General features: G+C 45.4%; 27 protein-coding genes. 13 read left to right on the top strand and 14 right to left on the bottom strand.

Features of this window, described 5'->3' with window-relative positions; all coding sequences use genetic code 11:
* Positions 1 to 58 precede the first annotated feature (58 nt).
* Both hemH and AC07M6_RS06725 read left to right on the top strand, forming a co-directional pair.
* Positions 59 to 1,075, top strand: a complete 1,017-nt coding sequence (gene hemH / locus AC07M6_RS06730; protein ID WP_494888219.1) for a ferrochelatase — start codon at positions 59 to 61, stop codon at positions 1,073 to 1,075.
* A 24-nt stretch (positions 1,076 to 1,099) separates the two neighbouring features.
* Positions 1,100 to 1,594 carry a GNAT family N-acetyltransferase gene (locus AC07M6_RS06725; protein ID WP_494888217.1) on the top strand — a complete coding sequence of 165 codons (495 nt, stop codon included), beginning with the start codon at positions 1,100 to 1,102 and terminating at the stop codon, positions 1,592 to 1,594.
* Here the strand turns inward: AC07M6_RS06725 and AC07M6_RS06720 are convergent, their stop codons facing one another.
* The 4 genes from AC07M6_RS06720 to AC07M6_RS06705 all read right to left on the bottom strand — a co-directional run bounded on the left by AC07M6_RS06720 (position 1,595) and on the right by AC07M6_RS06705 (position 5,691).
* Positions 1,595 to 3,001, bottom strand: coding sequence for a hypothetical protein (locus AC07M6_RS06720; RefSeq protein WP_494888216.1), 1,407 nt, complete (start codon positions 2,999 to 3,001; stop codon positions 1,595 to 1,597).
* Positions 3,002 to 3,143: 142 nt separating this feature from the next.
* On the bottom strand, positions 3,144 to 3,458 hold the full coding sequence (locus tag AC07M6_RS06715; RefSeq protein ID WP_494888214.1) for a low molecular weight protein tyrosine phosphatase family protein: 315 nt from the start codon (positions 3,456 to 3,458) through the stop codon (positions 3,144 to 3,146).
* Positions 3,459 to 3,468: 10 nt separating this feature from the next.
* The gene (locus AC07M6_RS06710; protein WP_494888213.1) at positions 3,469 to 4,344 is read right to left on the bottom strand and encodes a hypothetical protein; all 876 of its coding nucleotides are present in this window, start codon (positions 4,342 to 4,344) and stop codon (positions 3,469 to 3,471) included.
* 21 nt (positions 4,345 to 4,365) lie between these two features.
* Positions 4,366 to 5,691, bottom strand: a complete 1,326-nt coding sequence (locus tag AC07M6_RS06705) for an amidohydrolase (RefSeq protein WP_494888211.1) — start codon at positions 5,689 to 5,691, stop codon at positions 4,366 to 4,368.
* Between the two features lie 219 nt (positions 5,692 to 5,910).
* Between AC07M6_RS06705 and AC07M6_RS06700 the strand changes: the two genes are divergently transcribed.
* The 5 genes from AC07M6_RS06700 to AC07M6_RS06680 all read left to right on the top strand — a co-directional run bounded on the left by AC07M6_RS06700 (position 5,911) and on the right by AC07M6_RS06680 (position 10,966).
* Positions 5,911 to 6,588, top strand: a complete 678-nt coding sequence (locus tag AC07M6_RS06700; RefSeq protein WP_494888210.1) for a YiaD family glycine zipper/OmpA-like lipoprotein — start codon at positions 5,911 to 5,913, stop codon at positions 6,586 to 6,588.
* Between the two features lie 293 nt (positions 6,589 to 6,881).
* On the top strand, positions 6,882 to 8,435 hold the full coding sequence (gene porX, locus AC07M6_RS06695) for a T9SS response regulator signal transducer PorX (protein ID WP_494888208.1): 1,554 nt from the start codon (positions 6,882 to 6,884) through the stop codon (positions 8,433 to 8,435).
* Between the two features lie 166 nt (positions 8,436 to 8,601).
* On the top strand, positions 8,602 to 9,018 hold the full coding sequence (gene tsaE, locus AC07M6_RS06690; RefSeq protein WP_494888207.1) for a tRNA (adenosine(37)-N6)-threonylcarbamoyltransferase complex ATPase subunit type 1 TsaE: 417 nt from the start codon (positions 8,602 to 8,604) through the stop codon (positions 9,016 to 9,018).
* A 46-nt stretch (positions 9,019 to 9,064) separates the two neighbouring features.
* Entirely contained in the window at positions 9,065 to 10,294 is a 1,230-nt protein-coding gene (locus AC07M6_RS06685) for an alanine dehydrogenase (protein ID WP_494888206.1), read from the top strand.
* Between the two features lie 3 nt (positions 10,295 to 10,297).
* A complete protein-coding gene (locus AC07M6_RS06680; protein WP_494888205.1) occupies positions 10,298 to 10,966 on the top strand; it encodes a M15 family metallopeptidase in 669 nt (222 codons plus the stop codon).
* A gap of 21 nt (positions 10,967 to 10,987) precedes the next feature.
* On the opposite strand, the gene AC07M6_RS06675 is transcribed toward AC07M6_RS06680, so the two are convergent.
* Positions 10,988 to 11,572, bottom strand: a complete 585-nt coding sequence (locus AC07M6_RS06675) for a phosphoglycerate mutase family protein (RefSeq protein ID WP_494888203.1) — start codon at positions 11,570 to 11,572, stop codon at positions 10,988 to 10,990.
* 59 nt (positions 11,573 to 11,631) lie between these two features.
* Here AC07M6_RS06675 and AC07M6_RS06670 point away from each other — a divergent pair, with 59 nt between their 5' ends.
* A complete protein-coding gene (locus AC07M6_RS06670) occupies positions 11,632 to 12,609 on the top strand; it encodes a YihY/virulence factor BrkB family protein (RefSeq protein WP_494888202.1) in 978 nt (325 codons plus the stop codon).
* Between the two features lie 127 nt (positions 12,610 to 12,736).
* Here AC07M6_RS06670 and folP read toward each other — a convergent pair whose 3' ends face one another.
* Complete coding sequence (gene folP / locus AC07M6_RS06665; protein WP_494888201.1) at positions 12,737 to 13,591, bottom strand: dihydropteroate synthase; 855 nt, start codon at positions 13,589 to 13,591, stop codon at positions 12,737 to 12,739.
* 159 nt (positions 13,592 to 13,750) lie between these two features.
* On the opposite strand from folP, the gene AC07M6_RS06660 reads away from it, so the two are divergent.
* Genes AC07M6_RS06660 through AC07M6_RS06645 form a run of 4 tightly spaced genes read left to right on the top strand, consistent with a single transcriptional unit; the run spans position 13,751 to position 17,083 of the window.
* Positions 13,751 to 14,299, top strand: coding sequence for a DUF1599 domain-containing protein (locus tag AC07M6_RS06660; protein WP_494888200.1), 549 nt, complete (start codon positions 13,751 to 13,753; stop codon positions 14,297 to 14,299).
* A gap of 26 nt (positions 14,300 to 14,325) precedes the next feature.
* Positions 14,326 to 15,498 carry a BT_3928 family protein gene (locus AC07M6_RS06655; RefSeq protein WP_494888199.1) on the top strand — a complete coding sequence of 391 codons (1,173 nt, stop codon included), beginning with the start codon at positions 14,326 to 14,328 and terminating at the stop codon, positions 15,496 to 15,498.
* Positions 15,495 to 16,553: an ABC transporter permease gene (locus AC07M6_RS06650; protein WP_494888198.1), complete on the top strand. Its 1,059-nt coding sequence runs from the start codon at positions 15,495 to 15,497 to the stop codon at positions 16,551 to 16,553. Before AC07M6_RS06655 ends, AC07M6_RS06650 begins: the two co-directional genes overlap by 4 nt.
* Positions 16,553 to 17,083, top strand: coding sequence for a shikimate kinase (locus tag AC07M6_RS06645; RefSeq protein ID WP_494888196.1), 531 nt, complete (start codon positions 16,553 to 16,555; stop codon positions 17,081 to 17,083). Before AC07M6_RS06650 ends, AC07M6_RS06645 begins: the two co-directional genes overlap by 1 nt.
* A gap of 73 nt (positions 17,084 to 17,156) precedes the next feature.
* Here AC07M6_RS06645 and AC07M6_RS06640 read toward each other — a convergent pair whose 3' ends face one another.
* On the bottom strand, positions 17,157 to 19,694 hold the full coding sequence (locus AC07M6_RS06640) for a DUF5686 and carboxypeptidase-like regulatory domain-containing protein (protein WP_494888195.1): 2,538 nt from the start codon (positions 19,692 to 19,694) through the stop codon (positions 17,157 to 17,159).
* A gap of 179 nt (positions 19,695 to 19,873) precedes the next feature.
* On the opposite strand from AC07M6_RS06640, the gene AC07M6_RS06635 reads away from it, so the two are divergent.
* A complete protein-coding gene (locus AC07M6_RS06635) occupies positions 19,874 to 20,623 on the top strand; it encodes an SDR family NAD(P)-dependent oxidoreductase (RefSeq protein WP_494888194.1) in 750 nt (249 codons plus the stop codon).
* 208 nt (positions 20,624 to 20,831) lie between these two features.
* On the opposite strand, the gene AC07M6_RS06630 is transcribed toward AC07M6_RS06635, so the two are convergent.
* From AC07M6_RS06630 to AC07M6_RS06600, 7 genes are all read right to left on the bottom strand, one after another.
* Positions 20,832 to 21,035 (bottom strand): hypothetical protein, encoded by a 204-nt coding sequence (locus AC07M6_RS06630; protein WP_494888193.1) that lies wholly within the window; start codon positions 21,033 to 21,035, stop codon positions 20,832 to 20,834.
* A 124-nt stretch (positions 21,036 to 21,159) separates the two neighbouring features.
* The gene (locus AC07M6_RS06625) at positions 21,160 to 21,378 is read right to left on the bottom strand and encodes a zinc ribbon domain-containing protein YjdM (RefSeq protein ID WP_494888191.1); all 219 of its coding nucleotides are present in this window, start codon (positions 21,376 to 21,378) and stop codon (positions 21,160 to 21,162) included.
* Between the two features lie 34 nt (positions 21,379 to 21,412).
* Positions 21,413 to 22,582 carry an acetyltransferase domain-containing protein gene (locus tag AC07M6_RS06620; protein ID WP_494888189.1) on the bottom strand — a complete coding sequence of 390 codons (1,170 nt, stop codon included), beginning with the start codon at positions 22,580 to 22,582 and terminating at the stop codon, positions 21,413 to 21,415.
* Between the two features lie 68 nt (positions 22,583 to 22,650).
* Positions 22,651 to 23,721, bottom strand: a complete 1,071-nt coding sequence (locus tag AC07M6_RS06615; protein WP_494888188.1) for a PA0069 family radical SAM protein — start codon at positions 23,719 to 23,721, stop codon at positions 22,651 to 22,653.
* Between the two features lie 29 nt (positions 23,722 to 23,750).
* Positions 23,751 to 24,386, bottom strand: coding sequence for a response regulator transcription factor (locus AC07M6_RS06610; protein ID WP_494888187.1), 636 nt, complete (start codon positions 24,384 to 24,386; stop codon positions 23,751 to 23,753).
* Positions 24,358 to 25,185 (bottom strand): sensor histidine kinase, encoded by an 828-nt coding sequence (locus AC07M6_RS06605; RefSeq protein ID WP_494888186.1) that lies wholly within the window; start codon positions 25,183 to 25,185, stop codon positions 24,358 to 24,360. The genes AC07M6_RS06610 and AC07M6_RS06605 overlap by 29 nt, the downstream gene beginning before the upstream one ends.
* Positions 25,149 to 25,808 (bottom strand): hypothetical protein, encoded by a 660-nt coding sequence (locus AC07M6_RS06600; RefSeq protein ID WP_494888184.1) that lies wholly within the window; start codon positions 25,806 to 25,808, stop codon positions 25,149 to 25,151. The genes AC07M6_RS06605 and AC07M6_RS06600 overlap by 37 nt, the downstream gene beginning before the upstream one ends.
* Positions 25,809 to 25,814: the final 6 nt, after the last annotated feature.

The following is a 25,814-nucleotide window of genomic DNA, read 5'->3' as shown; positions in this document are numbered from 1 at the left end:
TCCTGCTCTCTCTTTAGGGGGCTGGGGGGCTACGTTTTTTTATCTTACTTTTGCAGCGATGGGCAAAAAAGGAGTTTTACTGGTTAATTTAGGTACGCCCGACAGCGCGGCTACACCTGATGTGCGCAAGTACCTCAATGAGTTTTTAATGGACGGCCGGGTGATAGATATTAACCCTGTATCGCGGGCGCTGTTAGTCAGGGGCATTATTGTGCCGTTCCGCGCGCCAAAATCGGCTAAGCTGTATCGCGAGATCTGGTCGGAAGAAAACGGATCGCCCTTATTGTACTATAGCATTAAACAACAACAATTGTTGCAGGAGCGCCTGGGCGATGAGTATATGGTTGAACTGGCTATGCGTTACCAAAGCCCCTCTATCGAGTCGGCGTTGGAACGTTTAAAGGCCGCGCTGGTGAGCGAGATCCGGGTGATTGCCCTGTTCCCGCAATATGCGTCGGCCAGTACGGGTTCGGTTATCGAAAAGGTGATGAACCTGGTTGGTCAATGGCAAACTATCCCCAATATTTCCTTTGTTAACTCCTTCCATGATAACCCGCTGATGATTGAAACCTTTGCCGATAACGGCCGGAAACATCAGCCGGAGAATTTTGATCATATCCTGTTCAGCTTTCACGGCTTGCCGCAAAGGCAGCTGATGAAATGCGACCATACCCATAACCATTGTTTAAAATCGGCCGATTGCTGCCAAACGCTTACCGATGTTAACAAATTCTGCTACTCGGCGCAATCCTATCAAACGGCTAAGCTGATAGCAGAGAATCTGGGCATAGGTAAAGACCGGTATACGGTTTGCTTTCAATCGCGCCTGGGTAACGACCCATGGGTGCAGCCATATACCAGCCAGGTAATAGCTAAACTGGCCGAAGAAGGCAAAAAGAAATTACTGGTATTTTGCCCCGCCTTTGTAGCCGACTGCCTGGAAACGGTTTACGAGGTATCGGTTGAGTATCACGATGAGTTTAAGGAAAAAGGCGGCGAACACGTACAGTTAGTAGAGAGTTTAAATGATAACCCGAAGTTTGTTGAAGCTTTGGTTGGATTGGTAAAGGGATAATATCTCAGGGCAATAATTACCGAAATGTATACCATTATAAAAGCCACAGTAGCCGATACCGAAACCATACGCCGCATAGCGGAAGAAACCTGGTGGCCTACCTATTCGCCTATATTAGCGGATGAGCAAATTGCCTTTATGCTGGGCGAGATCTATTCGGCAGATAAGATCAGTCGCCAGTTAACAAACGGCGAACAAACCTTTTTACTACTGGTAGAAGGCGATGAAGCCGTAGCCTTTGCCGGATACTCCCCACGCGAAGACGATCCTGAAATTTACAAGCTGCACAAACTATACTGCCTGCCTAAAACGCAGGGTAAAGGGTATGGTAAGATCCTGATCAACGCGGTGATTGACGAGGTACTTAATGCCGGTAAGCGCACTCTCGACCTGAATGTGAACCGCTACAACAAGGCCCGTACCTTTTACGAAAAAATGGGGTTTGAAGTGGCTTACGAAGAAGACATAGCCATTGGCCCGTACTGGATGAATGATTTTGTGATGCGAAAGAGCCTCTGATCAATTACTAACTGTTATTAATGCGGCAGTTGCCTTTGGAATAGTAACAAGCAAAGCCCCATTCCGAAAAGTCAGGTTGTTTTTATAAGCCGGTTTCCATTTACCCGTACCCGATATGCTTGCTTTTCCCAATGTTATTGAATCTTTGCTGTAGATAGAAGGGCTTTCCAGCAACATCATATTTGCTTTGGTGAATCTTTTATTTAAGGTGATATTCACCGTTGCATTAACTGCCGGGTCTTTATTGATTACCGTAATCGCTATTTTATTATCCGGCTGTACCACAGCATATGATTTAATACCGGTATGGTCAATTTTTACCGGCAATAATTTGCCCTGGCTGGCCAGATGAAAAAATAACATGCCATAATATAGTGCCTGGGGTTTCATAGCAAACCCCTTTCTAATTAATATGGGTGTAAACCCCCTGCTGCCCCCATGAAAGTTAATACCCTGGCAATTGTTTTGTGCAGCGGTGAACATAAAATCTATACCCCATAACGCGGCGGTAAATCTGTCGGCAACATTTGTACCTTCATCACCATAGTTATTGCATTCATCAATACGGTAGGTAAGATTTTCTTTAGATACAATGGAATCAACCTGTTTCGAAAAATCATGGACCTTTTTAAGATACTTATCGTCTAATAACTCATAAACGGAGTGGGGCTTATTGGCCTCGCCGACCGAGTATAAGTGCGTGGTTATAAAATTAACCTTGTTTTTGCCGTCCCTTGTAAATTTATCAACAAAGAACATTGGATAAAGCGATGCCGGTCCGCATATGGGCACATTGCCCAGGTTTGATTTTACATGATTATAGTTAGCAACAAACACGGCTTTATACTTATCATAGTCTTTTACATTCCAAATGGCTTCGGGCTCGTTACCATATTCAAAGGCGGTTATCACATCACGCCCGTTTAGCCAGGCGTATTTAGCTTCGGAAGTATTAATAGCGGGGGTTGAATTGGCTAAGTTTAAGTTTAAAATTACTTTCCAGTTAGTTTGCCGCATAAAGTTGATCATGCTGTCCACATCGCTGGTTGCAATAGAATCGGGGCCGGTTAGCGCGGTACGCGGACGATTGGTCCAATAGTGATTATTAACATAATATCCACCCAGGCGTATAATACCAGAGCCTAAGCCATCAAGCAGATTTTTAAATTTAGTATGGCTGCTTTTAAAATACACGGTATCCAGCAAGGCGGTAATCTCGTAACTGAAGCCCAAAAAGTTTGAAGGGATTTTAACGCCAGGTTGTGCAGTGTTAATACTGATATTGGTGATCGTATTCTTTTTAAAGTGATTAGCAATATACGGATCAATAACAGGCGGTTTGGCCGGGCTAATTACTTTAAAAATAATTAATAAGAGCATCCCTCTCGTAATCAGTTTCAAAGTCATAAAATTGTATGTTGACAAATATGATATCAAATTGCAAATTATATATTGAATAAATACTGCCGGTAAGGCTGCTTTAAATAAACTTTGCCCATAAAGCTTATCACCCTATAACGTTAAATAGCGCTAAATGTGTCAACAATCCCTATAAATATTCATACAGGGCCGTCCGAAGCATTGTTATCAGTTCCGGATCGTTAAATCGGTAATGATCTTCAATATCAAGCACCATTAATTTTTGACCGGATAAGGTAAACTTTTGTTTAATGAGATCCCTGTGCTTGCGTTCCATCACAAATACCACATCAGCCCAGTCCAGCATTTTTTGGTTGACCTTGATACGCGCCTGCTCACCGGTGCCGGCAGACCGGGCCTGGTGCACGGGATGGTTTTTAAATAAAGCTTCGGCCGTAGGGCTGCGCCATTGGTTTTTACTGCAGATGAATAAGAGGTTGGACACTCCGGTTATATTAATTAGACGGATGCCGTGCCTTTTGGTCGGCATTAATTTTATCCCAGGCTTCCCTCGTTAAAGCAACTAAACTATTTTTCGCACAGTCCCAAATAGATACATAAGTTGGCGATATCACATAATATTGTTTCCAGGTGGAAAACTTCTCATACAACATTAATGTGCAAATATCTGTAGCTGTGATAAATTCACCTGTCTCGGCCACATGCGTATGCATACCGGCAACAGTTTCACTTTTTGAAGTATCGGCCGGATTTCTTCCGATAGGGATAGAGATAATATTTTTATGCAGCCTTTTAGTAGTTGCAACCTGATCGTTTTTATCGAAAGTGAGCAGGTAGTCGTTACCAAATATTACTACCCCATTAGCGTGTGGGCTGGTTAAAAAATACACCCTTTTTTGTCCGTTAATCACAATGGGGACAGGATTAGTCCCCGTATTTTTATAAAATCTGAATATGCTGTCCTTATTACTGTTGATAGCCAGCATCGCTGATTTACGGATACGATAAAGCTGATTTTCAGTCGGCGATAATTTGCGTTCGGCAGTATCCAACCTGCAATTTGGGGGTTTTACCTCGTATGGGAACGACATGGTAGCTAAAACTACAGGTTCGGCATCCTTTGAAAAAAATATATTATTAACCCCCTTTCCGGTATCGTACGATAGATAGCCGCCAATTCGGCCCTTTTTGTTTTTGCATTGTTCAAGGAAAATATCGGTACCATACCATGAAGCGATTTCGGAAAGATACAGCGCCTTGCCCTCCGTTTCCACACTATCGGTAAGTTTTTTAATATCTTTTTGTTGTTGCGCTAATGCAGGTTTCAGGCAAAGGCAAAAAAACAACGCGGTTATTGCAGTCTTTTTCATAGCGGAGGTTTCAATATCGTATTATTTCCCTTTCGGCGCGTTCATATAATCCAGTGTTAAATTGCACAAGGCCTTCACCCCAAGGGTAAAACCGGCCTCGTCAATAAAAAAATCGGGGGTATGGTGCGCGGGCGCTTTTAATGGGTCGGCGCCTTTGGGCAAGCCCCCCAGGTGCAGGAATATGCCGGGTACTTTTTCTTCGTAAAAGCTAAAATCTTCGGCACCGGTTTCGGCCTGGCGCAGTATAATATTTTCCTTACCCGCCGTAGCCTGCAGCGATGGCAGCATTTTGGCCACTAACTCGGGGTTATTATAGGTTACCGGGTAATGGCTGCTGTAAGGTATTTTCAGTTCGGCTGTTGCGCCATTGGCTTCGGCGGTTTTAGTGGCTATTGTTTTTACCCTTTCAATAATCATCTTCTCATCGGCAGCGCTAAACGTGCGGATGGTGCCCAGCATGGTTACGGTTTCGGGAATAATATTGCTGCGGTTACCGCCGTTAACAGCGCCAATGGTTACCACTGCCGGGTTTTCGGTTACATGCAGGTTACGGCTTACAATGGTTTGCAGGTTATTGATGATCTGTGCCGAGGTTACAACCGGGTCGATACCCGACCATGGATAAGCCCCGTGTGCCGAGCGCCCTTTTATAATGATCTGCATATCGTTCACAGCCGCCATATCACCACCGGGGCGGTAAGAGATAGTGCCCACCGGCTGGTACGATTGGATGTGCAAACCAAAAATCACATCAACCTTCGGGTTTTCTAATACCCCCTCGGCCACCATTTGTTCGGCGCCTGATTTTTTACCGTCTTTCAATTCGCCTGGTAACACCCCTTCTTCTGACGGCTGGAAGATGAATTTCACCGTACCATGCAAATCAGCTTTCATGCTTGATAATACCTCGGCCACACCCATCAGAATGGCCATGTGCGAGTCATGCCCGCAGGCATGCATTACACCGGCCTCGGCGCCGTTGTACACGGTTTTTACTTTTGATGCAAAAGGCAGGTTTACACGCTCGGTTACCGGCAGGGCGTCCATATCGGCACGCAGGGCAACTACCGGGCCGGGTTTGTCGCCTTTTAATACACCTACCACTCCGGTAGTAGCCACTCCGGTTTTTACTTCCATGCCCAGCGCCTGCAGGTGTTTGGCAATGATTGCGGCCGTGCGTACCTCGTGGTTGCCCAGCTCGGGATGTTCATGAAAATCGCGGCGCCAGGCAATCACCTTATTTTCAATAGCGTCGGCTTTTTTGGCAACCGTGGCTTTGGCGGCATCGGTTTGTGCTGTGGCAGAAATGGATATGATAGAAAACGCGGCCAGGAAAAGTTTTTTCATGCGGATGATTTTTGACTAAATATAAGCATAATGCCGGAAGATTTGAAAGCCGTCGCCCTTCGTACCACAAGCCAGCCTTTTTGAACATATCCTGGTAAGGCAGCATTGTATAATCAGCTATATATATGATTATATATCATTTAATAAAAGAATAATAAAACAATCCTGGCTGTTTTGGCATTTACTTTGTGAATATATTTGCAGAGAAAAAAATCAACCATGAAAACTTTTAGAACTAAGATAGCTGCTTTAAGCATCGCTATTGCAACCACCGGAATATTAGGGTCGGGATGTAACTCATTTACAAAAACACAAAAAGGCGCTGCCATTGGCGCTGGCGCTGGCGGCGTAGTAGGCGCATTTATAGGTAAAGCCGCAGGTAATACGGCTTTGGGCGCTGTTATTGGCGGTGCCGTTGGTGGTACAGCCGGCGCGCTGATCGGTAAAAAAATGGATAAGCAAGCTGCCGAGATCCAGCAATCTGTCCCGGGTGCAACCGTAGTTCGCCAGGGCGAGGGTATTATTGTGAAGTTTGACTCGGGCATTTTATTTGATGTAGATAAAACAGGTTTAAAGGATGCCGCAAGAAGCAATCTGAAAAACCTGGCCGCATCGTTAAGCAGCAATCCACAAACCAATATCCTGATTGTTGGCCATACAGATGATACCGGCAGCGACCAGCATAACATGGACTTGTCTGTACGCCGTGCCGAAGCGGTAAAATCATTCATCGTAGCTAACGGCGTTGATGGATACCGCCTGAGTACCCAGGGTAAAGGCGAAAGTGAGCCTATTGCCGATAATACTACAGCCGATGGCCGTTCGCAAAACCGCCGTGTTGAAATTGCCATTGTTGCTAACGAGCAAATGAAAGCGCAAGCTAAGCAGGGTCAATAATACAGCCTGTATTTGCGAAAAAGAAACAAAAAGCGACGGATTTAAAACCCGTCGCTTTTTTGTTTTCGGTGTTCTGCGGCTTCAGGGGAGCGCCGCTATTTAATAGAAAGCCCTTAGCATGATGTGTAAACGCCATATGAGGGACATGCAAAACGGCGGCTTGCAGGTAAGTGTGTCAGATTAGGGTAAACACTGTATGCTGATATGTTAATTTTTGTTAATTACCTTTATAAACCGGTAACAAAAGCCGTGCTTTGGGGTTATACCTGAACCAGAATTTGATTAAATATATTATGCAGGATACTACAATTTTATGGGCCGATGACGAGATTGATTTGTTAAAACCCCACGTACTTTTTTTGAGCGAGAAGGGTTACAAAGTCACTACCGCTACTAATGGGCGCGATGCGCTGGAGGCCTTTAAAGCTGGTTATTTTGACCTGGTTTTCCTGGATGAGAATATGCCCGGTTTAACCGGCCTGGAAACTTTAGCCGAGATCAAAAACATTAACAGCGATGTGCCGGTGGTGCTGATCACCAAAAACGAGGAAGAATATTTGATGGAGGATGCCATCGGGTCGAAAATAGACGACTACCTGATTAAGCCCGTTAATCCCAAGCAGATACTGCTGACCATTAAAAAACTATTGGAAAATAAGCGCCTGGTGACCGAGAAAACCACGATGGCTTATCAGCAGGATTTCCGTACGCTGGGCATGACCCTGAACGATAACCTGAGCCACCAGGAATGGGTTGATGTGTACAAAAAGCTGATCTACTGGGAATTGGAGCTGGAAAGCCTGGAAGACGCGGGGATGCATGAGATACTGACCCTGCAAAAGGCCGAGGCCAATGTGCAGTTTTGTAAGTTTATTGAGCGCAACTACCTGGGCTGGGTAAAAAATAATGAATCGGGCCCAACCCTGTCGCACGATCTGTTTAAAAAGAAAGTGTTCCCCAAGCTGGATGGTAACGGCCCGCTGTTTTTTATCCTGATAGATAACCTGCGGTACGATCAGTTTAAGATCATTAACCCCATCATATCCGAATATTTCCGTTTAGAAGAGGAAGATACTTATTACAGTATCCTGCCCACAGCTACACAATATGCCCGTAATGCCATTTTTGCCGGCTTAATGCCGCTGGATATGGAAAAACGTTTTCCCGAGATGTGGCAGAACGACGAGGATGAAGGCGGAAAAAACCTGTACGAGGAAAGCTTCCTGGCCGACCAGGTAAGACGTACGGTGCGTAAGGAATGCAAGTTTTCGTACAATAAGATCCTGAATATTGACGAGGGCCGCGCGCTGAACGAATCGGTAAGTAACCTGATGCGTAACGACCTGAACGTAGTGGTATATAACTTTGTTGATATGCTAAGCCACGCCCGTACCGATATGCAAATGATCCGCGAACTGGCCAGTGATGACGCCGCTTACCGCTCGCTAACGCTATCGTGGTTTGAGCATTCGCCTTTATTTGATCTGCTGAAATTCCTGGCTTCGAAACAGGTTCGGGTAGTGATCAGTACCGACCATGGTACCATTAAGGTGAAGAACCCCAGCAAGATCATCGGCGACCGCAACACCAATACTAACCTGCGCTACAAACAAGGTAAAAACCTGAACTTTAACGCTAAAGATGTATTCCACGTAAAAAACCCGCACGATGCCATGCTGCCCAAACTACATGTAAGCAGCAGCTTTGTATTTGCCAAGGTGGATAATTACTTTGTTTACCCCAACAACTATAACCAGTTTGTGAATTTCTATAACGAAACTTTCCAGCATGGAGGGATCTCGTTAGAGGAGATGATCATCCCGGTGATCACTTACGGGCCTAAATAGGACCTTGATTTTTAGGATTAGATGATTCACAGGATTTTTAAATTCATCTGATTATCTTAGCGCGTCATTGCGAGGTACGAAGCAATCCCCGATAAGCAGAGCCACTCTGTAAGCCGATGATTGCCTCGTACCTCGCAATGACGTGTTGGTTTAAAAACATTTACAAGTGGTATTAATTGCTAAATCATTACCGGAATTAAACAGCATCGCGCAGCAAATCATTTCATTTGGCGGCAATGAGCGTATCTTCCTTTTTTACGGCGAAATGGGCGCGGGCAAAACCACGCTGATCAAAGCCCTGTGCAATGAATTAGGTGTAGCAGGCCAAACCAGTAGTCCCACGTTTTCCATTGTGAACGAATATGCCGGCAGCGGGGGCCCTGTTTATCATTTCGACTTTTATCGTCTGAAAAACCAAACCGAGGCCCTGGATATGGGTTACGAAGAATATTTTTACTCGGGCGATTACTGTTTTATTGAATGGCCCGAAAAAATACCCGACCTGCTGCCCCTTCATTATGCCGAAATTCATATCAATGCCCAAAATGATGGCTCAAGGCAGATAACTTTAAGTAAGATTTAACGTAATAATAGCTATTTTTACATAAATCATTAACTGAAGATAAAGAATGAGTTCAGGGAAATACAGCGGATTTTCTGACATTGCCAAACAGGCCATGATGCAGCCCCAGGAATCGATGCTGGAGGTGAAGAATAAAAAGAATAAGCTTTATATCGGCATCCCTAAGGAGATCTCGTTCCAGGAGAACCGGGTGCCTTTAACGCCATTGTCGGTAGCCTTGCTGATCCATAACGGGCACGAGGTGATACTGGAAAGCAATGCCGGCAAGGCTGCCAACTTTAAGGATAATGACTACAGCGAACAGGGCGCCCGCATTGTATACGACCATAAAGCCGTTTACGAGGCTTCGGATATTATTATGAAGGTGGCTCCGCCAACCATGGCCGAGATTGGCTTGATGAAAACCCATCAGATACTGATCTCTACCCTGCAAATGTCGACCCTTAGCGAGGATTGCCTGCGCGCCATGCTCAACAAAAAGATCACAGCTTTAAGCTACGAGCATTTACAGGACGAAGGCGGATCGCTAACCGTGATCCGCGCTATGAGCGAGATCGTTGGCGCTACGTCTATCCTGATAGCCGCCGAATACCTGAGCAATGTTTTTGAAGGCAAGGGCCTGATGCTGGGCGGCATTACCGGTGTCCCCCCTACCGAAATTGTGATACTGGGCGCCGGCACCGTAGGCGAGTATGCCGCGCGCACGGCCATATCCTTAGGGGCGCAGGTTAAGGTGTTCGATCCATCCATATACAAACTGCGCCGCCTGCAAAATAACATCGGCAGCCGGGTATTTACCTCGGTAGTGCAGCCTATTGTGCTGGAAAAAGCCATTACTACTTGCGATGTGGCTATTGGCGCCATGCGGGCCGAGGATGGCCGCAGCCCCTGCATTGTAACCGAAGAAACGGTAAGCAAAATGAAACCCAACTCGGTGATCATCGACGTAAGTATTGACCAGGGCGGCTGCTTTGAAACGTCAGAAGTAACCAACCATACCCACCCCGTATTCCGCAAGTACGATGTGATCCATTATTGCGTGCCCAATATCGCCTCGCGCGTGGCCCGCACGGCAACTTATGCCTTAACCAATATTTTCACCCCTATTTTGCTGGATATTGGCGAGCAGGGCGGCATTAAAAATGTAATATGGCGCACGCCCGGTGTACGCAGCGCGGTATATATCTACCAGGGCCAGTTGACCAATAAACATATTGGCGAGCGGTTTAATATCCCTTGTAAAGACCTTGACCTGTTAGTGGTTTCTCACCAATAAACTATGCAGCGGATTATCCTGTCATTGCTGATCACCTTCTGTGGCGCTATTACAAGCAGCGCGCAGCACAAGCCTCACGTATTAAGTGTGCAGGATTATACCAAACAAATTAAATCCGCTCCGGATAAACGCCTGGTGGAGATCAATAAAGTTATTCCCGGCATTAAGCTGGATATTAAATACGCCACTACCGATAACTTTATGCACCGGATAATGTATGCCCAGGCACGCGCCTTTGCGCGTGCGCCGGTAGTTGAAGCCCTGAAACAGGTGCAGGCCGAACTGAAATTAAAAGGCCTCGGCCTGAAGATTTACGATGCCTACCGCCCTTATGCCGTAACGGTCGACTTTTACAAGATGACCCCCGATACCAATTTTGTGGCCGACCCTAAATACGGATCGAAACATAACCGGGGCTGCGCCATTGATTTAAGCATCATAGATTTAAAAACGGGAAAAGAGTTAAACATGCCAACCCCTTTTGACAGCTTTAGCCGAAAGGCCGCATCAAACTACCCCGACCTGCCACCCGAACAGCTGCAAAACCGCGAATTACTGAAAACGGTGATGCAATCACACGGCTTTACCGCCTTAAAAACCGAATGGTGGCACTTTGATTTTAACGGCTGGCAGGCTTACGAGTTGCTGGATGTACCCTTTGTATCGTTATAATGACAAATGATGGAGCGTTAACTAAGGTTTCACAAAATCCTTAATGTTATATTCCAGGTATTGCTCGGGTATAATGGTGGTATGGTGCTTATCGCCGTAATAGTTAATCACCAGCTCGGGTTTGCCATCTTTAATTGTTAACTTAAACAGCATATCGTAATCATTATCGGCTAAAGTATCAAAAGGCTTTTGGCCCCCAAGGGCAACAATGGTAGGGATAACCGTGTTTGAATGCCCAACAATTAATACACTATGCCCTTTATAAAACTGAAACAACTTAGTGGCAAACGTTTTAAGGTCCGATGGGTTATATGATTCGGTTACCAGCGTAAATTTTTCGGCGGTGGGTTTTGCGGTAAGGCTGGTGCGTTTATAGCTGGTGGTGTAAATTCCCGCAATTTTTTCGTGCTTTAGGGTTTTTGCCAGGTCTTTAGCGCGCTTCTGCCCTTCAGCTGTTAATTCGGGGTCATCGGCCGGGGTGGCCGCTTTTTCGGCATGGCGTACGATATAGATGGTGGTTTTTTGTGCAAAGGCATTATAATTGCTTAGCCATAAACAAATAAAAAGCAGTTTGAACGGGATGGATTTGATAAGGATTTTTTTCATGGAAAACAGGACTGATAGATTAAATGTAAACATTATATCCTATAATTGAATTTGTCAATATGAAAATTTTTAACCGGGAGTTTGTTAAAAAGATAGGGAAAGTACTGGTTGCTACTTTTCATGCCTTTATAAATGATAACGGCCTTAAACTAAGCGCCTCGCTGGCCTATTATACCGTATTCTCCATTGCGCCGATGCTTATCCTTATCGTATCTATTGTAAGCATTGTTTTTGGGCATGATGCCTTTAACAACAAGGTATATCCCGAACTGGTATCCTATGTAGGCAGCGACGCGGCCATGCAGATACAGGAAGTAATTAAAAAGCTAACCCTGTCGGGCAAATCGGGCATCGCGGTAGTATCGGGCGCGGTTACACTTATGATTGGCGCTACCAGCATGTTTTTAGAGATCCAGGATTCGCTCAATATCATTTGGCGGGTAAAGGCCAAGCCTAAACGCGGCTGGGTGAAAATGCTGGAAAACCGCTTCCTTTCGTTTTCTTTGATCATCTCATTAGGCTTCCTGCTGTTGGTTTCCCTTATCCTCAATTTAATTGTACTGGCCATCAGTAACCGGCTGGAGCATTACTTGCCGGGCCTTACCGTTTGGGTGTTTAATGCAATAAACGTTGGGTTGGCGTTTATAGTTATCTCTGCGTTATTCGCTATCATCTTCAAGTTTTTACCCGATGTGGAGATCCACTGGAGAGATGTTCGTTCGGGCGCTTTCTTTACAGCCATCCTGTTTATGCTGGGTAAATACCTGATAGGCTTATATATCGAATTTACCGCGCAGGGATCGGCTTATGGAGCGGCGGGCTCTATCATTGTGATCCTGATATGGATCTATTATACCGCGGCCATATTGTACATAGGCGCCGAGTTTACCCAGGTATATGCCGAAGCCAGCGGCAGCGTTATTCAGCCGGCCGAATATGCCGTGCATGTGCTGCAAACCGAAGTGGAACATGTGGTTAAAAAGCTACCGGCCCAAAACCCTGAAATTAAAGGGGAACTGAAGAAGGATTTGGAATAGGGTGTTTCCGCAGGTTCAAGTGTCCACGCTTGAACCAAATCCTCATGGAGCGTCCACGCTCAATCTTTACGTAAGCGTGGACGCTTACATCATTTATGGTTCAAGCGTGGACGATTGAACCTGCAAACTATTCCTGGCACATCTCCCAGATCTTCACCGCCTCTACGGCTTCCTTCACATCGTGCACGCGCAAAATATTAGCGCCCTTGGTTAAGGCAATGGTGTTTAAGGCTGTGGTACCGTTCAGTGCATCCGCGGCTGTACCGCCGGTTAGGTGGTAGACCATCCGTTTGCGGGATATGCCCACCAATACAGGTAATTGGAGCAGATCAAACCCCTGCATTTTGCTCATCAGCTCATAGCCTTGTTCGTGTGTTTTGGCAAAGCCGAAGCCGGGGTCTATCATTATATCGTGTACACCCATGGCACGCAGTTTTTCGTAGCGCTGTGCAAAGTAGGTCAGCACATCGTTAAACACATCATGGTACTGTGCCTGTTGCACCATGGTTTGGGGCGTACCTTTCATGTGCATTAAAATATAGGGTACCTGCAAGCGCGCCACGGTAGCAAACATGGCATCATCTAATTGCCCGCCCGATATATCGTTAATCATGTGTGCCCCAGCTTTAATGGCCGCCTCGGCCACAGACGAGCGGAAGGTATCTATTGATAGAACAGCGTCTTTAAAATTACTCACAATAGCTTCAACAACAGGCAGCAGGCGGTCGGTTTCCTCTTGTACCGAAATATCGGTAGCGCCCGGGCGGGATGAGTAAGCGCCCAAATCGAGGAAAGCCGCGCCTTCATATAGCATTTTTTCGGCTTGCTGCAGGGCTTCGGCTATAGCAGGTTTGCGGCTGCCGGCATAAAAGGAGTCGGGCGTGAGGTTGATAATGCCCATCACTTTTGGCGTGGACAGATCGATCAGTTTACCCCCGGCATTGATGCTTAGCTTTTTCTGAAAAAAGGCGCTTTTGGTCATTTATTTATAAGAATACTTTAAAGATTAGCTGATGTAAAGTTACTTTATATCTTTGTAAGTAGGTATGTTGATGAGACCCCTCTTTAGCCGGAGGCGCAATAAGAGACCTGTGTGTTCTGCAATCACATCAACGCCAATGTTTTACTCACAGGGTCATCAATGTCACAAAAAACATCAGCAGAATACGACGCGGTAATTAATACATGTAAAGGGCTTTTTATTAAAAAAACCCGCGATTATGGCACGGCCTGGCGCATCCTGCGACCGGAATCCATCACTGACCAGATCTTTATCAAAGCCCAGCGGATCCGTACCCTGGAAGAAAAAAAGATATCCATGGTTGGCGACGACATTACCGGCGAATATATCGGCATCGTAAACTATTGCGTAATAGCCATGATGCAGCTGGATAGCACACCCGAAACACCGTTCGAGCTTTCGGTTGAGCATGTGGATACCCTGTTTGATGCTAAAGTACAGGAAACAAAAGACCTGATGTTTGCCAAAAACCACGATTATGGCGAGGCCTGGCGCGATATGCGCATCAGCTCCTTAACCGACCTGATTTTGATGAAACTGTTACGGGTTAAGCAAATTGAAGATAATAAAGGCGAAACGCTGGCATCTGAAGGGGTGAAGGCCAACTACCAGGATATGCTGAACTACGCGGTATTCGCGCTGATAAAACTTAGCCCCCCTGCCCCCTGAAGGGGGAGTACTTATAATCGCCTAAAATGAAAAATCAACAAAAAACGATATTACCCGCTGCTGTAGTTTGGTTTTGCCGGATAGCAGTAGGCTTGCTATTTATTTTCTCGGGACTGGTAAAGGCTAACGATCCGTTGGGTTTTTCGTATAAACTGGAGGAATACTTTGAGGTATTCCACATGCTATTTTTGAGTGATTTTGCCTTAAGCATAGCCATATTGTTATGCGCGCTGGAAATGATCCTGGGTTTTGCCTTGTTGATCGGCTGGCGGTCGGTAGCTGTTGTGTGGGGTTTATTGCTGTTGATCGTCTTCTTCGGATTTTTAACCTTTTACTCGGCTTATTTTAAGGTGGTGCAAACCTGCGGCTGCTTTGGCGATGCTATCCCGCTTACGCCATGGCAATCATTCAGTAAGGATATGGTATTGCTGGCACTGGTATTGGTGTTATTTGTAAGCAGGCACTCCATTAAATCGATATTGAAACCTGAGGCCGCTCGGATGGCCTTTATTATAGCGGTTATCTTTTCGTTTGGCTTTGGTATTTATACCTATAATTTTTTACCGGTGATCGATTTTTTACCTTATAAGGTAGGCGCTAATATCCCCGAAGAAATGAAGACCCCGCCCGGCGCCGAGCCGGATCAGTACGAGATTACCTATCACCTGAAAAACAAAGCTACCGGCGCGGAAAAAACCATGACCGATGCCGAGTACATGAAAACCAACATCTGGAAAGATAATAACTGGGAGGTAAAAGGCGATCCGGTAAGCCGCCTGGTAAAAGCAGGTTTCACCCCTAAAATACGCGATCTGTCCATCCAGGACGCGCAGGGCAATAACTATACACAGGAGTTACTGAGTAATCCATTTTATAATGTGTTCATAGTTGCTTATAACCTTAATCATACCAATGACGAGGCTATTAATAAGCTGAACGCGCTGGCCATTAACCTAACGCAAAATTATAATATCCGCACGGTGCTTATTACCTCCAACTCGCCAGTGGATGCTGCCGCCTTTGCTAAACAGCACCATTTGCTGCCCGATATTTTTTATGCCGATGGCGTTCCGCTGAAAACCATGGTACGGTCTAACCCCGGCGTATTGCTGTTAAAAAACGGCGTGGTGATCAATAAATGGCATTTTCATAATGTGCCGGCGTATGATGAGTTAGAAAAAACATACTTTAAAAAATGATAGCTTACGTCCTCCGCAAAATTGGTTATGCCGCGGCGGTAATGCTGGGCATCATTGTGGTGGTGTTTTTCCTGTTCAATATTCTCCCGGTCGATCCCGCCCGCATGACGATGGGCCAGCGCGCCGATGTGCAATCGCTGCAGGCCGTACGCCGCGAGTTTGGGTTGGACCGGTCGATCCCAGTACAGTTTGCCTTTTACCTGAACGATCTGTCGCCGGTAGGCCTCCATTTAAATACAGCCGAAGAACAAAAACGGTATCACTATGCCAAAGTATTTGCTGTATCCAAAACAAGGGTGCTGGCGCTTAAATGGCCCTATCTGCGCCGGTCGTACCAAACCCATAAGGATGTGGCCTCGCTGCTCATGGATGTGATCCCGAATACCCTGATACTGGCTACGGCATCCATGATCTTTGCCATTATCATCGGCGTATTTATGGGGGTAATGAGCGCCGTACATCAAAACACCTGGATCGATCGCTTTTCCATCGGTTTCAGTATCCTGGGTATCTCGGCGCCATCGTTCTTCGCGGGTATCATCATCGCCTGGATCTTTGGCTTTGTGCTGAGCAAATATACCGGGCTGAATATGTCGGGCAGTTTATATAATTACGATCCTTTTAAGGGCGAGGTGCTTAACCTGCGTAACCTGGTATTGCCGGTGCTCACCTTAGGTTTACGCCCCCTGGCTATCATTGTACAGCTAACCCGCAACGCCATGCTGGATGTGCTGGGGCAGGATTATATCCGCACCGCGCGCGCCAAAGGTTTGGGCCGCAATGCTATTATCTATCGCCATGCTTTAAAAAACGCCCTTAACCCGGTCATCACCGCTATAGCCAACTGGTTTGCATCATTACTGGCAGGTTCCTTTTTTGTGGAGTATGTGTTTGGCTATAACGGGCTGGGCAAAGCCACTGTAGATGCGCTGGAGAATTCGGATTTCCCGGTAATTATGGGCGCTATTTTATTTATCGCCTTTATATTTGTGCTGATCAATATCCTGGTTGATATTATTTATGTATGGATAGACCCCAGGGTTAAACTGAGCTAATGCAAAATCAAAATACTGATTACAGCGCCGGGCGCATCTTTCTGATAGGCTATATGGGCTGTGGCAAAACTACGCTGGGTAAAAAGCTGGCTGCCCGCTTAAACTGCGATTTTATTGACCTTGACCAGGTACTGGAAGCGCAAGCCGGCAAAACCATTGCCCAATATTTTGCCGACCATGGCGAAGACGCTTTCCGACAGTTAGAATCAACGGTGCTAAAAACAACCGCTTACCCTCAAAATGTTGTCGTATCAACCGGGGGCGGATTGCCCTGCTTTTTTGATAACATGCAATGGATGAAGGCCCACGGGCAGGTGGTATACATTAAATTAAATGCCGGTGTTTTAGCCAGCCGCCTGGAAAATAACAAGGACGACCGCCCCATATTGCGCCATAAACACGGCGACGAATTGATAGCCTTTATTGATGAAAAGCTGACCGAACGCGAACCATTTTACAATCAGGCCAATATCATAGCCGAAGGATTGGGTTTAACAGCGGAAAAGGTAGTGCAACTTTTAACCCCCTAACCCCCTGAAGGGGGAATGATGTGCAAAACGGGTTGCAAGACTAATCTCTAATTAACTAACCTCTAATCACCACTTACAACCTAAACTGCACACCAACCCTCACCGCAAAGTTGCTGGGTTCGTTACCGGCTTCGTCCAAATGGTTGCGGTGGGTAACGCGGTGCAGAAAATCTACCCGGAGAAATTTCAGAATATTCTCTAAGCCATAACCTACCTCTACATAAGGTATCCCTTCCAAATTTCGGGTTGGCCGGCGCGGGGTGGATGGGCGGCCGCCGTTTTCATCGCTCAGGGCTCCGTCTAATACATTCAAATCGGCTACGGTACGCAGGTTAAGTTCTTTAAGCAGGGGAATGCTGTTGGTTAGCAAACCATCCATATGTTGTGTATAGTTAAGCGCCACATACCTGTCGCTGGCAAACTCCAGGAAACGCATGGTGTTAAAATGGAACCGGTGGTTTTCCAGTAAGGGATAAGGCAGTGACGCGGGAATATAACCGCCGGTTAACGAGTATTCGCCCTTGCCCCATATACCCATATGTATTTTTTGGGTGATATTGGCCGCAATTTTATCGTAATTAAAATCTCCTCCAAAAGCTTTAAAGCCATGGGTATACCGTATGGTAAATACCGCGTTATCCTCGCCATTGTTTAAGGTAATGCGCTTGTTGATTTTTGCTGATTGTATCAGTCTGCGCCCCGGCGACCATTGTAATTCGGCCACAGATTCGGCCACCTGGTAATTGCGGTAGCGCTGGTTATTGGCCGGACTAAAATAATCGAAGGGGTACAGCGGATCGAACGTGCGGCGGTCTACCGTAAGTTTAGCGCGCCAGTTATACGCTACATCTGTTTGCACATACATCCGCAAATCAGTTTGGAGGAAAGGCCCGCGGCGTAAAATACGGCCATTACGGATAGAAGCTTTAAAAAGATTATTTGATTTGCTGAAATTCTCGAACTGGTAACCCGTTTGCCCAATATCGCGGGTATATGCTACACCAACCTGTGTCCATGGTTTGCGTGAAGCGATATAATCAACCGAGCCGTTATAATTCCAGCGTCTATCGGCAAAACCATAGCTTACGTAACCGCCCAAGATCCATTTATCGCTGAAATATTTGTTGGTTGTACCGCCAATGCGCAGCACACTACCCTGCACATCATTATAACTGTAGGTGTACAAATAAGGCCCGTAACTAAATTTACCCATCCGGTAATAGCCATTAATAAGCATGCCGGCAATATCTGCATAGGTTTTAACAATAGGTAGGTTTTTCACGGTGTCAATCATCTTGTAAACCTTTATATCGGCGGCTGTGAGCGGTTCGGGGCGGTTTTTTGTCCAGTAGCTCTCGTCTTTTTTACCGATATCGTTGCTCATGGTCAGCGGCTCCTTAAAGCGGTCTTTAGGGTAATCCTGGTTAATTTTTATCTTACTGTTGGATAAATAAAAATTCCCGATAAAGCCCGACCATTTTTTGCTGATGTTAGAGATGTGTACTACAATACGGGTTTTGTCAGGTATCCAGGCGGTACCACCCTCGGGCTGTACCATCTCCTGCTGAATTTTGATCTTGCTCAAAAAGTCGATATTGGCATCAGGCGCTACGCTTACATCCATACGGTACAAAGCATAACTGTCCTGGGTGATCCACATTACCCCTACAAACGACAGATCGTGCGCGCGTTTGGGCTTAAATTCTATTTTATAATAATACTTACCATCTATCTTTTCATTAGCATCGGTCAGCTCATAATTATAAAACAGCTTCCAGCTATCGGTTATCGGCGATATAAAATCCTTACCGGCAATGCGCAGGTAGTTTTTGTAAAAATTATATTGCTGAAAACTGCTGCCAATAATTTGCGATACCAGGGTTTCATCCTCAATACCCACACCGCTTACCTTGGTACGCTGCACATGTTCGGTTTTTTGCTCGGGGCTGCGCTGGTAGTAATAATCGGATATAGTTTCAGACATAAATACCGGCAATATGGGCTTGCCGTCATCGCCGGCCATTTTTTGCAGGCTATCCATCAGCGGTAATATTTGCTTCATTACCTTACGCTGTTTCATTTTATCACTAATATTAGTTACCGATAGCTGCAGGCGGTTATAACTTTCAAACTGGTAGCTTTTCAGGTTTTCCAGGTTATTAGCATCCTTGTGCTTTATTACGTTTTCCATAATGGCCCAGGCCGGGTTAACGTAGCTTTTAGGGGTAATGGTAACCATTTTCAGCAATTGGTTATCCTCTTTCATCTGGAAATCAAGCGTGGCGTTATGCTCTTTAGGCAGTGCTTTTTTGGCCCGCAGATACCCGATATAAGTTGCATAAATACTATCGGTGCCCGATGATGGGTAAGTAAGGTGGTAGATGCCCGAAAAATCGGTATTGGTGGCTTTGTTGGTGTGGTTTGGCAATTTTACAAATACCGTTACATAGGGCAAGGGTTCGCCGGTTTCGGCATCAGTTATTTTTCCCGAGATATTTTTTAGCGCCTGCGCGCTTACTCCATTATTTAATAATAATAAAACAACAGCAACACAAAATAGGGGAAATAATTTCCTCAATACGGGCGGCATATATTCAGCCAGTTTCAGCATTCCAACAATTAGTTTAATAGGGTTGTTATTTCAATTACATCAAAACAACAGCGGAAGATACGTATTTTATAGCTTTTTGCCATGGTTCTGTAAAATTGATATTACAAATATGATACCCTTTTTAAACAACAATACCCGGCTTTTGTTGCTTTACCACCTTCAAGTACTATTTTTACCTCATGAGAAAAACATACCTGGTAAGCGGCGCCGGCAGCGGGATAGGGCAGGCCATTGCTTTAAAGCTGGCTGCCGACGGAAACAATTGCATTTTATTGGGGCGTAACGAAGCCAATCTGAATAAAACATTCAAGCTATTGCCCAATGGCTCGAGGATGGTGATCGCGGCCGACATACGCGATAAAGAAAGCCTGGCCGACGCGGTATCGCAATTAGAGGATACGCCTTTGGATGGACTGATAGCCAACGCGGGCATTGGCGGCGAAAACCAGTGGGGCGAGGATGACCGCTGGAATGATATCATAGAAACTAACCTTACAGGCACTTATAATTTTGTAAATACTTTTTTGCCCCATTTGCGTTTGGCTGCTGCCGGTAAGCATATTGTGATCACCTCGTCGGTATTGGCCAGGCTGGGCGTGGCCAATTATTCGGCCTATTGCGCCTCAAAGGCCGGTTTGCTGGGCTTGATGCGGTCGTGGGCGGTACAGTTTGCGCCCGAGCAGATATTGGTTAATGCGATTTGCCCGGGTTGGGTGGATACCGATATGTCGCAACAAGGCTTACAGGGCATTGCCGATGGGATAGGTATTACTAAAGATGAGTTTTATGATATAGCTATGCAAAGTGTGCCGCTAAGGCGCATGAGCCAGCCTGATGAGATTGCGGGTTTGGTGGCCTACCTGCTCAGCCAGCGCTCCATGACGGGCCAAACGATTGATATCAATTGCGGCGCGGTGATGAATAGTTAAAGCGGGATTGTTAAAGGTAATGAATAAGGGTAATTGTCCCCGAGGTCTGTATCCTCACAGATGACCTGTTGTTAGCACCCTTTTTATATTTTAGATCGCGTTAGGTTAGCGAGATATCCCCACAAAAAAGCCTGTTATTGAAAAATAACAGGCAAAATATTTCTTATAAAGTGTAAACACTTTAAGGTTCAACAATTGTAACCGGGGACTATTTCCTTACCCTAACCGCCTTTAACTCTTTAGCAGTATTGCGGATAATGAAATATAAAAGGCCCGAACTAATGATCAATGATATGCCGGCTGCTGCAACGCGCCAGGCATCCTGGTGCTGTATCCCATTAATTAAACCGGATAAGCCAACAACCATAAACAAAAGCCAGGTAACAAATGGGGCAACTAATTTCTTGTTCATAGGATGCTCTTTTAATTTTACCCAAGTTAACAATAAGAAATGTGGAAAACAAAGCTTTTGTGTATTTCTTTTTCGGGCAAGTTAATGTTCCCCGTCTCTAATTAACTATCCTTTTAATCAAAGCCTACTTTTTCTTCAAAAATTCGGTGCGCAACACAATGCTCATGCCGTCTATCTTGCAATCAACTTCGTTAGGATCGTCCGTAAGGCGGATCTTTTTTACGGTGGTGCCCTGTTTAATGGTTGTTCCGCCGCCTTTTACCTTCAGGCTTTTGATCACACTTACCGAGTCGCCATCCTTCAGGATATTGCCGTTGCTGTCTTTTACAATGAGTTCGTCCATGTGCCAAAGATAGGGTTTCAGCGCTTATTCTCCCTTATAAATAACTTAGCCACCATTGCTTATGGCTTTGTTTATACTTCATATACCAGCGGCAGGGAAAGTATAAAATGGTTACAACAGCCAGCCATATCAGGTAAACCACGGGCAAACCAAAGCCAAAGCTATTTGGAACGCCCGGCCCGGCCGACTCTAATTGCTTAACAGTTACGCCGCTTGACAGGGCCCACACAATTTGCGACCAATGCACCAAATAAAGATGCAGGATATAATAAAACAAAGGTACCCGGCCAAATACAATAAAAATACGGCTCAGGGCATTATTGGTTTTCTCCAGCAGGGCAAGCGCGGTGATGGAGATGCCTAAGGTGATAAGCAGGTACAGCAGCGATGGCGGGTATTTCTGCACCCGGATAACAGCTAATACATTTTTCCACCAAACGCTTTGGTGCTGCCATGGGAACGGATCGCCGTAGATATTAAAGATGCGCAACACCAGGAACAGCAGTATGGCACCTAAACCTATCTTGATAAACAGCGCCCTGCGCCTGGCCGGCTCCCATTTAAAGAAGGCACCAAAAGCATAGCCCGCAGCCATTACCCCCACCCATGGTACCAGCGGGTATAACACAAAAATAGATTCATGACTGCTGATCTGGTAAAAGTTCTGCTCGTGCAAAAACATCCAGAAGAACTTGTACTGCCCCCACGAATCGGACTTAACATAATCGAACGCGTTATGGCCGAATATTAGCACCAGGCCAAAAATGCCCACATAAACCGGTTTCAGGTAAACCAGTGCCGACAGGATGATCATACTCCAGCCAATGGCCCATATCACCTGGGCCAGTATATTATTAAAAACACCGGTAACCTGCCAGCCAAAGCCAATAATGGTCAGCTCTAAAACAAGCAGCCAGATACCGCGGCTAAGCAGGAATAGCGAAGCCTCTTTTTTTGTTTTCTTTTTAGACAGCGATAAAAAAGCGCTGGTGCCCGACAGGAATATAAAGGTAGGCGCGCAGAAATGCGTGATCCAGCGGGTCATGAAAAACAGGACGGAAGTTTTTGACAGGTCCAGCGGATCGAATGCGGCGTTTGAGTAAAAATCGCGCACATGGTCAAGTGCCATAATAACCATAATAATACCCCTCAGGATATCGATGGAGTGAATGCGCTGGTTTTGAATGGGTAAGGTTGATTCCATAATTAATATTGAAATTAAGTATTACGGTTATTAAAAACAAATAATTGCAAATCAGCGCATTACATAGGTTAAAATAAGCTGGTTTGCCGGCCTTTCCGGGGTATAAAAAGGGTATGGTCCAGCGGTGGCATATACCTGTCCTGCATAAATCGGTTTACAGCCATACGAAACATTTGGTGGATGGATTGGGCCACTTGCCCATCGCCGCTCATACGGCGGCCAAAGTTGCTGTCGTTCAGGCTACCGTCATGGCAGGCGCGGATCATGTTCAATACCTTTTCGGCCCTATCGGGGAATGCCTTGTGGATCCAATCGGTAAATATTTCGGCAATACTGCCGTTTAGCCTTACAATGGTAAAGCCGGCGCCGCGTGCGCCGCGGTCGGCCGCGGCTTTAATAATGGCGGGCACCTCGTTACTGTTTAATCCCGGGATAATAGGCGCGGCCATTACACGTACTGGTATGCCCCGTTCCGATAGTTTTTGGATCACGTTTAAACGGCCGCTGGCGGTAACGGTCCGGGGTTCCAGCTTTTGGCGCAGTTGCTCGTTAAGCGAATTAAGGGAAACGTTTACGCTCACCAAATTCATCAACGCTAATTCGGCCAGCACATCAATATCTCTTAATATCAGGTTGTTTTTGGTAATAATGGCCACCGGGTTGCGGTATTGCAGAAAAAGATCCAGCATACGTTTGGTGATCTCCAATTTACGCTCGATAGGCTGGTAGCAATCGGTATTGCCCGATAGCAGGATGGTAACCGGTTTATAGTTTTTCTTATTAAAATACTCTTCCAGCAATTCGGGGGCGTTACGCTTAACAATGATCTTACGCTCAAAATCAAGCCCGGCGCTAAAGCCATAATACTCGTGAGTGTTACGGGCATAACAGTATATACACCCATGTTCGCAACCCTGATAGGGGTTAATAGAGTGCATATTGCCCAAATCGGGGCTGCTGCTTTCACTTACTATTTTTTTAGGCGTTTCTTCGTAGATCTGGGTGTTGGAGTTTTCCATCAAAGGCTCGTCAATACCCTCTATATGATCGGATACATACTTCCTTTTCAGAAACTTGTTATGGGTATTTACCTGCGCACCCCTCCCCTTAAAAAATTCCGGATTATCCTCATGTGCCATAGCACAAACTTGCTAATTATTTTAGCAAGTTACAAACTAATCAGTTTATTTTTTATCGCGTACAGTACCAGGCCAACGCGGCTTTTAATTTGCAGTTTTTCAAAAAGCTGGTCGCGGTAACCATCAACCGTGCGGGCGCTGATGCACATCGTTTCGGCAATTTCTTTGTACGTAAGTTCGGTAGCGGCCAGTTTTAAAAATTCCAGCTCGCGGCTGTTTAATTTTAATAATTCGGGCTGCTGGTTAAAACTATTGATGATGTGGCGGGTAACAAATTCGGGATAGTAAACTTCATCCTGCGATACCTTTAGCAGGGCCTGCTCAAACTCATCAGGTTCGGCGTCTTTCAGCAGGTAGCCTTTTACACCCATTTTTACCATTTCCAATACCTTTTCGGCATCACCAAACATCGATAAGATAATGATATGGATATCCGGATGATTGCTGCGCAGCCAGCGGGCAGTTTCCACACCATCCATTACCGGCATGTTAATATCCAGCAAAATAATACGGGGTTTTACCTTAGGTGTTAGCTTACGTGTCAGTTCTTCGCCGTCACCGGCTTCAAACAGTACCTGGTAACCTTTAAACTGACCAATAAGCGATGCTATGCCGCTGCGGAAAAGACGGTGATCATCAACCAGGGCTATTTGTATGGGTGCCATCGATGTTTAATTGTTTAAATGGGTTAAGGTTTATTTTAATTACGCAGCCATCGCCCGGTGAGCTTTCCAATGTTGCTTCAGCGCCTATTAAAGCCGCCCTGCTTTCCATGTTTTTTAACCCGGCTCCACTTTTTTTGTCGGCCATTTCGGTTGAAAAACCAATGCCATCATCTGCGATGGTCAAATTAAATAATTCTTCGGCATATATCAAACTAATGCTCAAATTGAGCGCGTGCGAATACTTTAAGGCATTATTAAGCGACTCCTGGAAAATACGGAACAGTACCAGTTCGCGCTGTTCGCCCAGGCTATAGGGTTCGCCGCTTACCTGCATGTTAATTTTTATCAGTCCGCTTTTATTTACCCGGTCAATTTCAAGGTTAATCGATCTGACCAGGCCAAACTGACTGATTTGCTGGAAGCTGAGGGTTTTAGAAAGGTTACGCAGATCGGATATTACCTGGGCCAGCAAATCGCGGCTTTCATCTATCTTACGCTGTTTCTGCTGCTCGGCAAGCGTGCTGGTGGTGCCCAGGTTAAGTTTAATGAACGAGAGTACCTGCCCGATATTATCGTGCAGCTCCTGGCTGATATAGTTTAATGTTTGCTCCTGTACCTCTATCTGGGTGGTTAATATTTCCTGGCTAAAGGCCGATTTCAGATGTTCCTGCTCGGTAATGTGGATGGTTCGTTTCTTTTGATAAAAAAACAAAAAGCTGATGATGAAAATACCCAAAAGCAGCATCATAATAGTGCCAGCAATTATGATGAGGATATAGTCTTGATCGGCCTGAAACATAAGAAAGAAATTATTAGGCAAGAATATAAAATAATGTTGGCTACCCCATTAATTACATGAAATATAGCGATAAAAAATTTGGGCCGGCTATAAGCAAGATTAAAAGAGGCAAAAAACAGAAACTCTGACAGGAAAAAAAACAGCAAGCCTGTATTTACCCAAAAATCGGGCTTACGTAAAAGAGAGGTGTCTTTATCAAATTCCTGCATCAGTATGTAAAAAAATCGGCATACCATTACAATCAGCAAACCATATTGTATGACAATGGCAATAGAACATAGCCGCATAAAGCCCTGTATAAAAAAAATATCAAACAGTGTAAAAACAAACGTAAACAGCGTAATGGCGGTGAAAAGCCTTTTTTCTTTCCTATCGCGATAGGCAGCTATAATAAAGAAACTATAAAACAAGTATTCAAAAGTTATTTCGAAGTTTACCAGCCATAAGTTTGATTTGTGAGTACCAATACCAAACAACTTATTCGCCGCGCCGTATTCGTACAAAATGATGATTACCAGGTAGGGTAAAAAAAGCTTATAGCGCGTAAGGTTAAACTTTTTGTAACAAAAAAGGCAAACCAGCAGGGCGGGCACCTCTAAAAACAAGTTGGTTAATTTATCCATACTGCA

Source organism: Mucilaginibacter sp. GW821-FHT07H05 (assembly GCF_059418485.1).
This window is presented reverse-complemented; position numbering and strand designations above follow the sequence as displayed.

Coding starts and splice junctions, on each gene's coding strand:
- AC07M6_RS06615 (WP_494888188.1), bottom strand. CDS start 23,721: ATGGCACATGAGGATAATCCGGAATTTTTTAAGGGGAGGGGTGCGCAG.
- AC07M6_RS06610 (WP_494888187.1), bottom strand. CDS start 24,386: ATGGCACCCATACAAATAGCCCTGGTTGATGATCACCGTCTTTTCCGC.
- AC07M6_RS06685 (WP_494888206.1), top strand. CDS start 9,065: ATGAGTTCAGGGAAATACAGCGGATTTTCTGACATTGCCAAACAGGCC.
- AC07M6_RS06625 (WP_494888191.1), bottom strand. CDS start 21,378: ATGGACGAACTCATTGTAAAAGACAGCAACGGCAATATCCTGAAGGAT.
- AC07M6_RS06640 (WP_494888195.1), bottom strand. CDS start 19,694: ATGCTGAAACTGGCTGAATATATGCCGCCCGTATTGAGGAAATTATTT.
- AC07M6_RS06705 (WP_494888211.1), bottom strand. CDS start 5,691: ATGAAAAAACTTTTCCTGGCCGCGTTTTCTATCATATCCATTTCTGCC.
- AC07M6_RS06620 (WP_494888189.1), bottom strand. CDS start 22,582: ATGGAATCAACCTTACCCATTCAAAACCAGCGCATTCACTCCATCGAT.
- folP (WP_494888201.1), bottom strand. CDS start 13,591: ATGACCAAAAGCGCCTTTTTTCAGAAAAAGCTAAGCATCAATGCCGGG.
- hemH (WP_494888219.1), top strand. CDS start 59: ATGGGCAAAAAAGGAGTTTTACTGGTTAATTTAGGTACGCCCGACAGC.
- AC07M6_RS06650 (WP_494888198.1), top strand. CDS start 15,495: ATGATAGCTTACGTCCTCCGCAAAATTGGTTATGCCGCGGCGGTAATG.
- AC07M6_RS06700 (WP_494888210.1), top strand. CDS start 5,911: ATGAAAACTTTTAGAACTAAGATAGCTGCTTTAAGCATCGCTATTGCA.
- porX (WP_494888208.1), top strand. CDS start 6,882: ATGCAGGATACTACAATTTTATGGGCCGATGACGAGATTGATTTGTTA.
- AC07M6_RS06675 (WP_494888203.1), bottom strand. CDS start 11,572: ATGAAAAAAATCCTTATCAAATCCATCCCGTTCAAACTGCTTTTTATT.
- AC07M6_RS06710 (WP_494888213.1), bottom strand. CDS start 4,344: ATGAAAAAGACTGCAATAACCGCGTTGTTTTTTTGCCTTTGCCTGAAA.
- AC07M6_RS06720 (WP_494888216.1), bottom strand. CDS start 3,001: ATGACTTTGAAACTGATTACGAGAGGGATGCTCTTATTAATTATTTTT.
- AC07M6_RS06630 (WP_494888193.1), bottom strand. CDS start 21,035: ATGAACAAGAAATTAGTTGCCCCATTTGTTACCTGGCTTTTGTTTATG.
- AC07M6_RS06605 (WP_494888186.1), bottom strand. CDS start 25,185: ATGTTTCAGGCCGATCAAGACTATATCCTCATCATAATTGCTGGCACT.
- AC07M6_RS06660 (WP_494888200.1), top strand. CDS start 13,751: ATGTCACAAAAAACATCAGCAGAATACGACGCGGTAATTAATACATGT.
- AC07M6_RS06600 (WP_494888184.1), bottom strand. CDS start 25,808: ATGGATAAATTAACCAACTTGTTTTTAGAGGTGCCCGCCCTGCTGGTT.
- AC07M6_RS06635 (WP_494888194.1), top strand. CDS start 19,874: ATGAGAAAAACATACCTGGTAAGCGGCGCCGGCAGCGGGATAGGGCAG.
- AC07M6_RS06645 (WP_494888196.1), top strand. CDS start 16,553: ATGCAAAATCAAAATACTGATTACAGCGCCGGGCGCATCTTTCTGATA.
- AC07M6_RS06670 (WP_494888202.1), top strand. CDS start 11,632: ATGAAAATTTTTAACCGGGAGTTTGTTAAAAAGATAGGGAAAGTACTG.
- AC07M6_RS06725 (WP_494888217.1), top strand. CDS start 1,100: ATGTATACCATTATAAAAGCCACAGTAGCCGATACCGAAACCATACGC.
- AC07M6_RS06655 (WP_494888199.1), top strand. CDS start 14,326: ATGAAAAATCAACAAAAAACGATATTACCCGCTGCTGTAGTTTGGTTT.
- AC07M6_RS06680 (WP_494888205.1), top strand. CDS start 10,298: ATGCAGCGGATTATCCTGTCATTGCTGATCACCTTCTGTGGCGCTATT.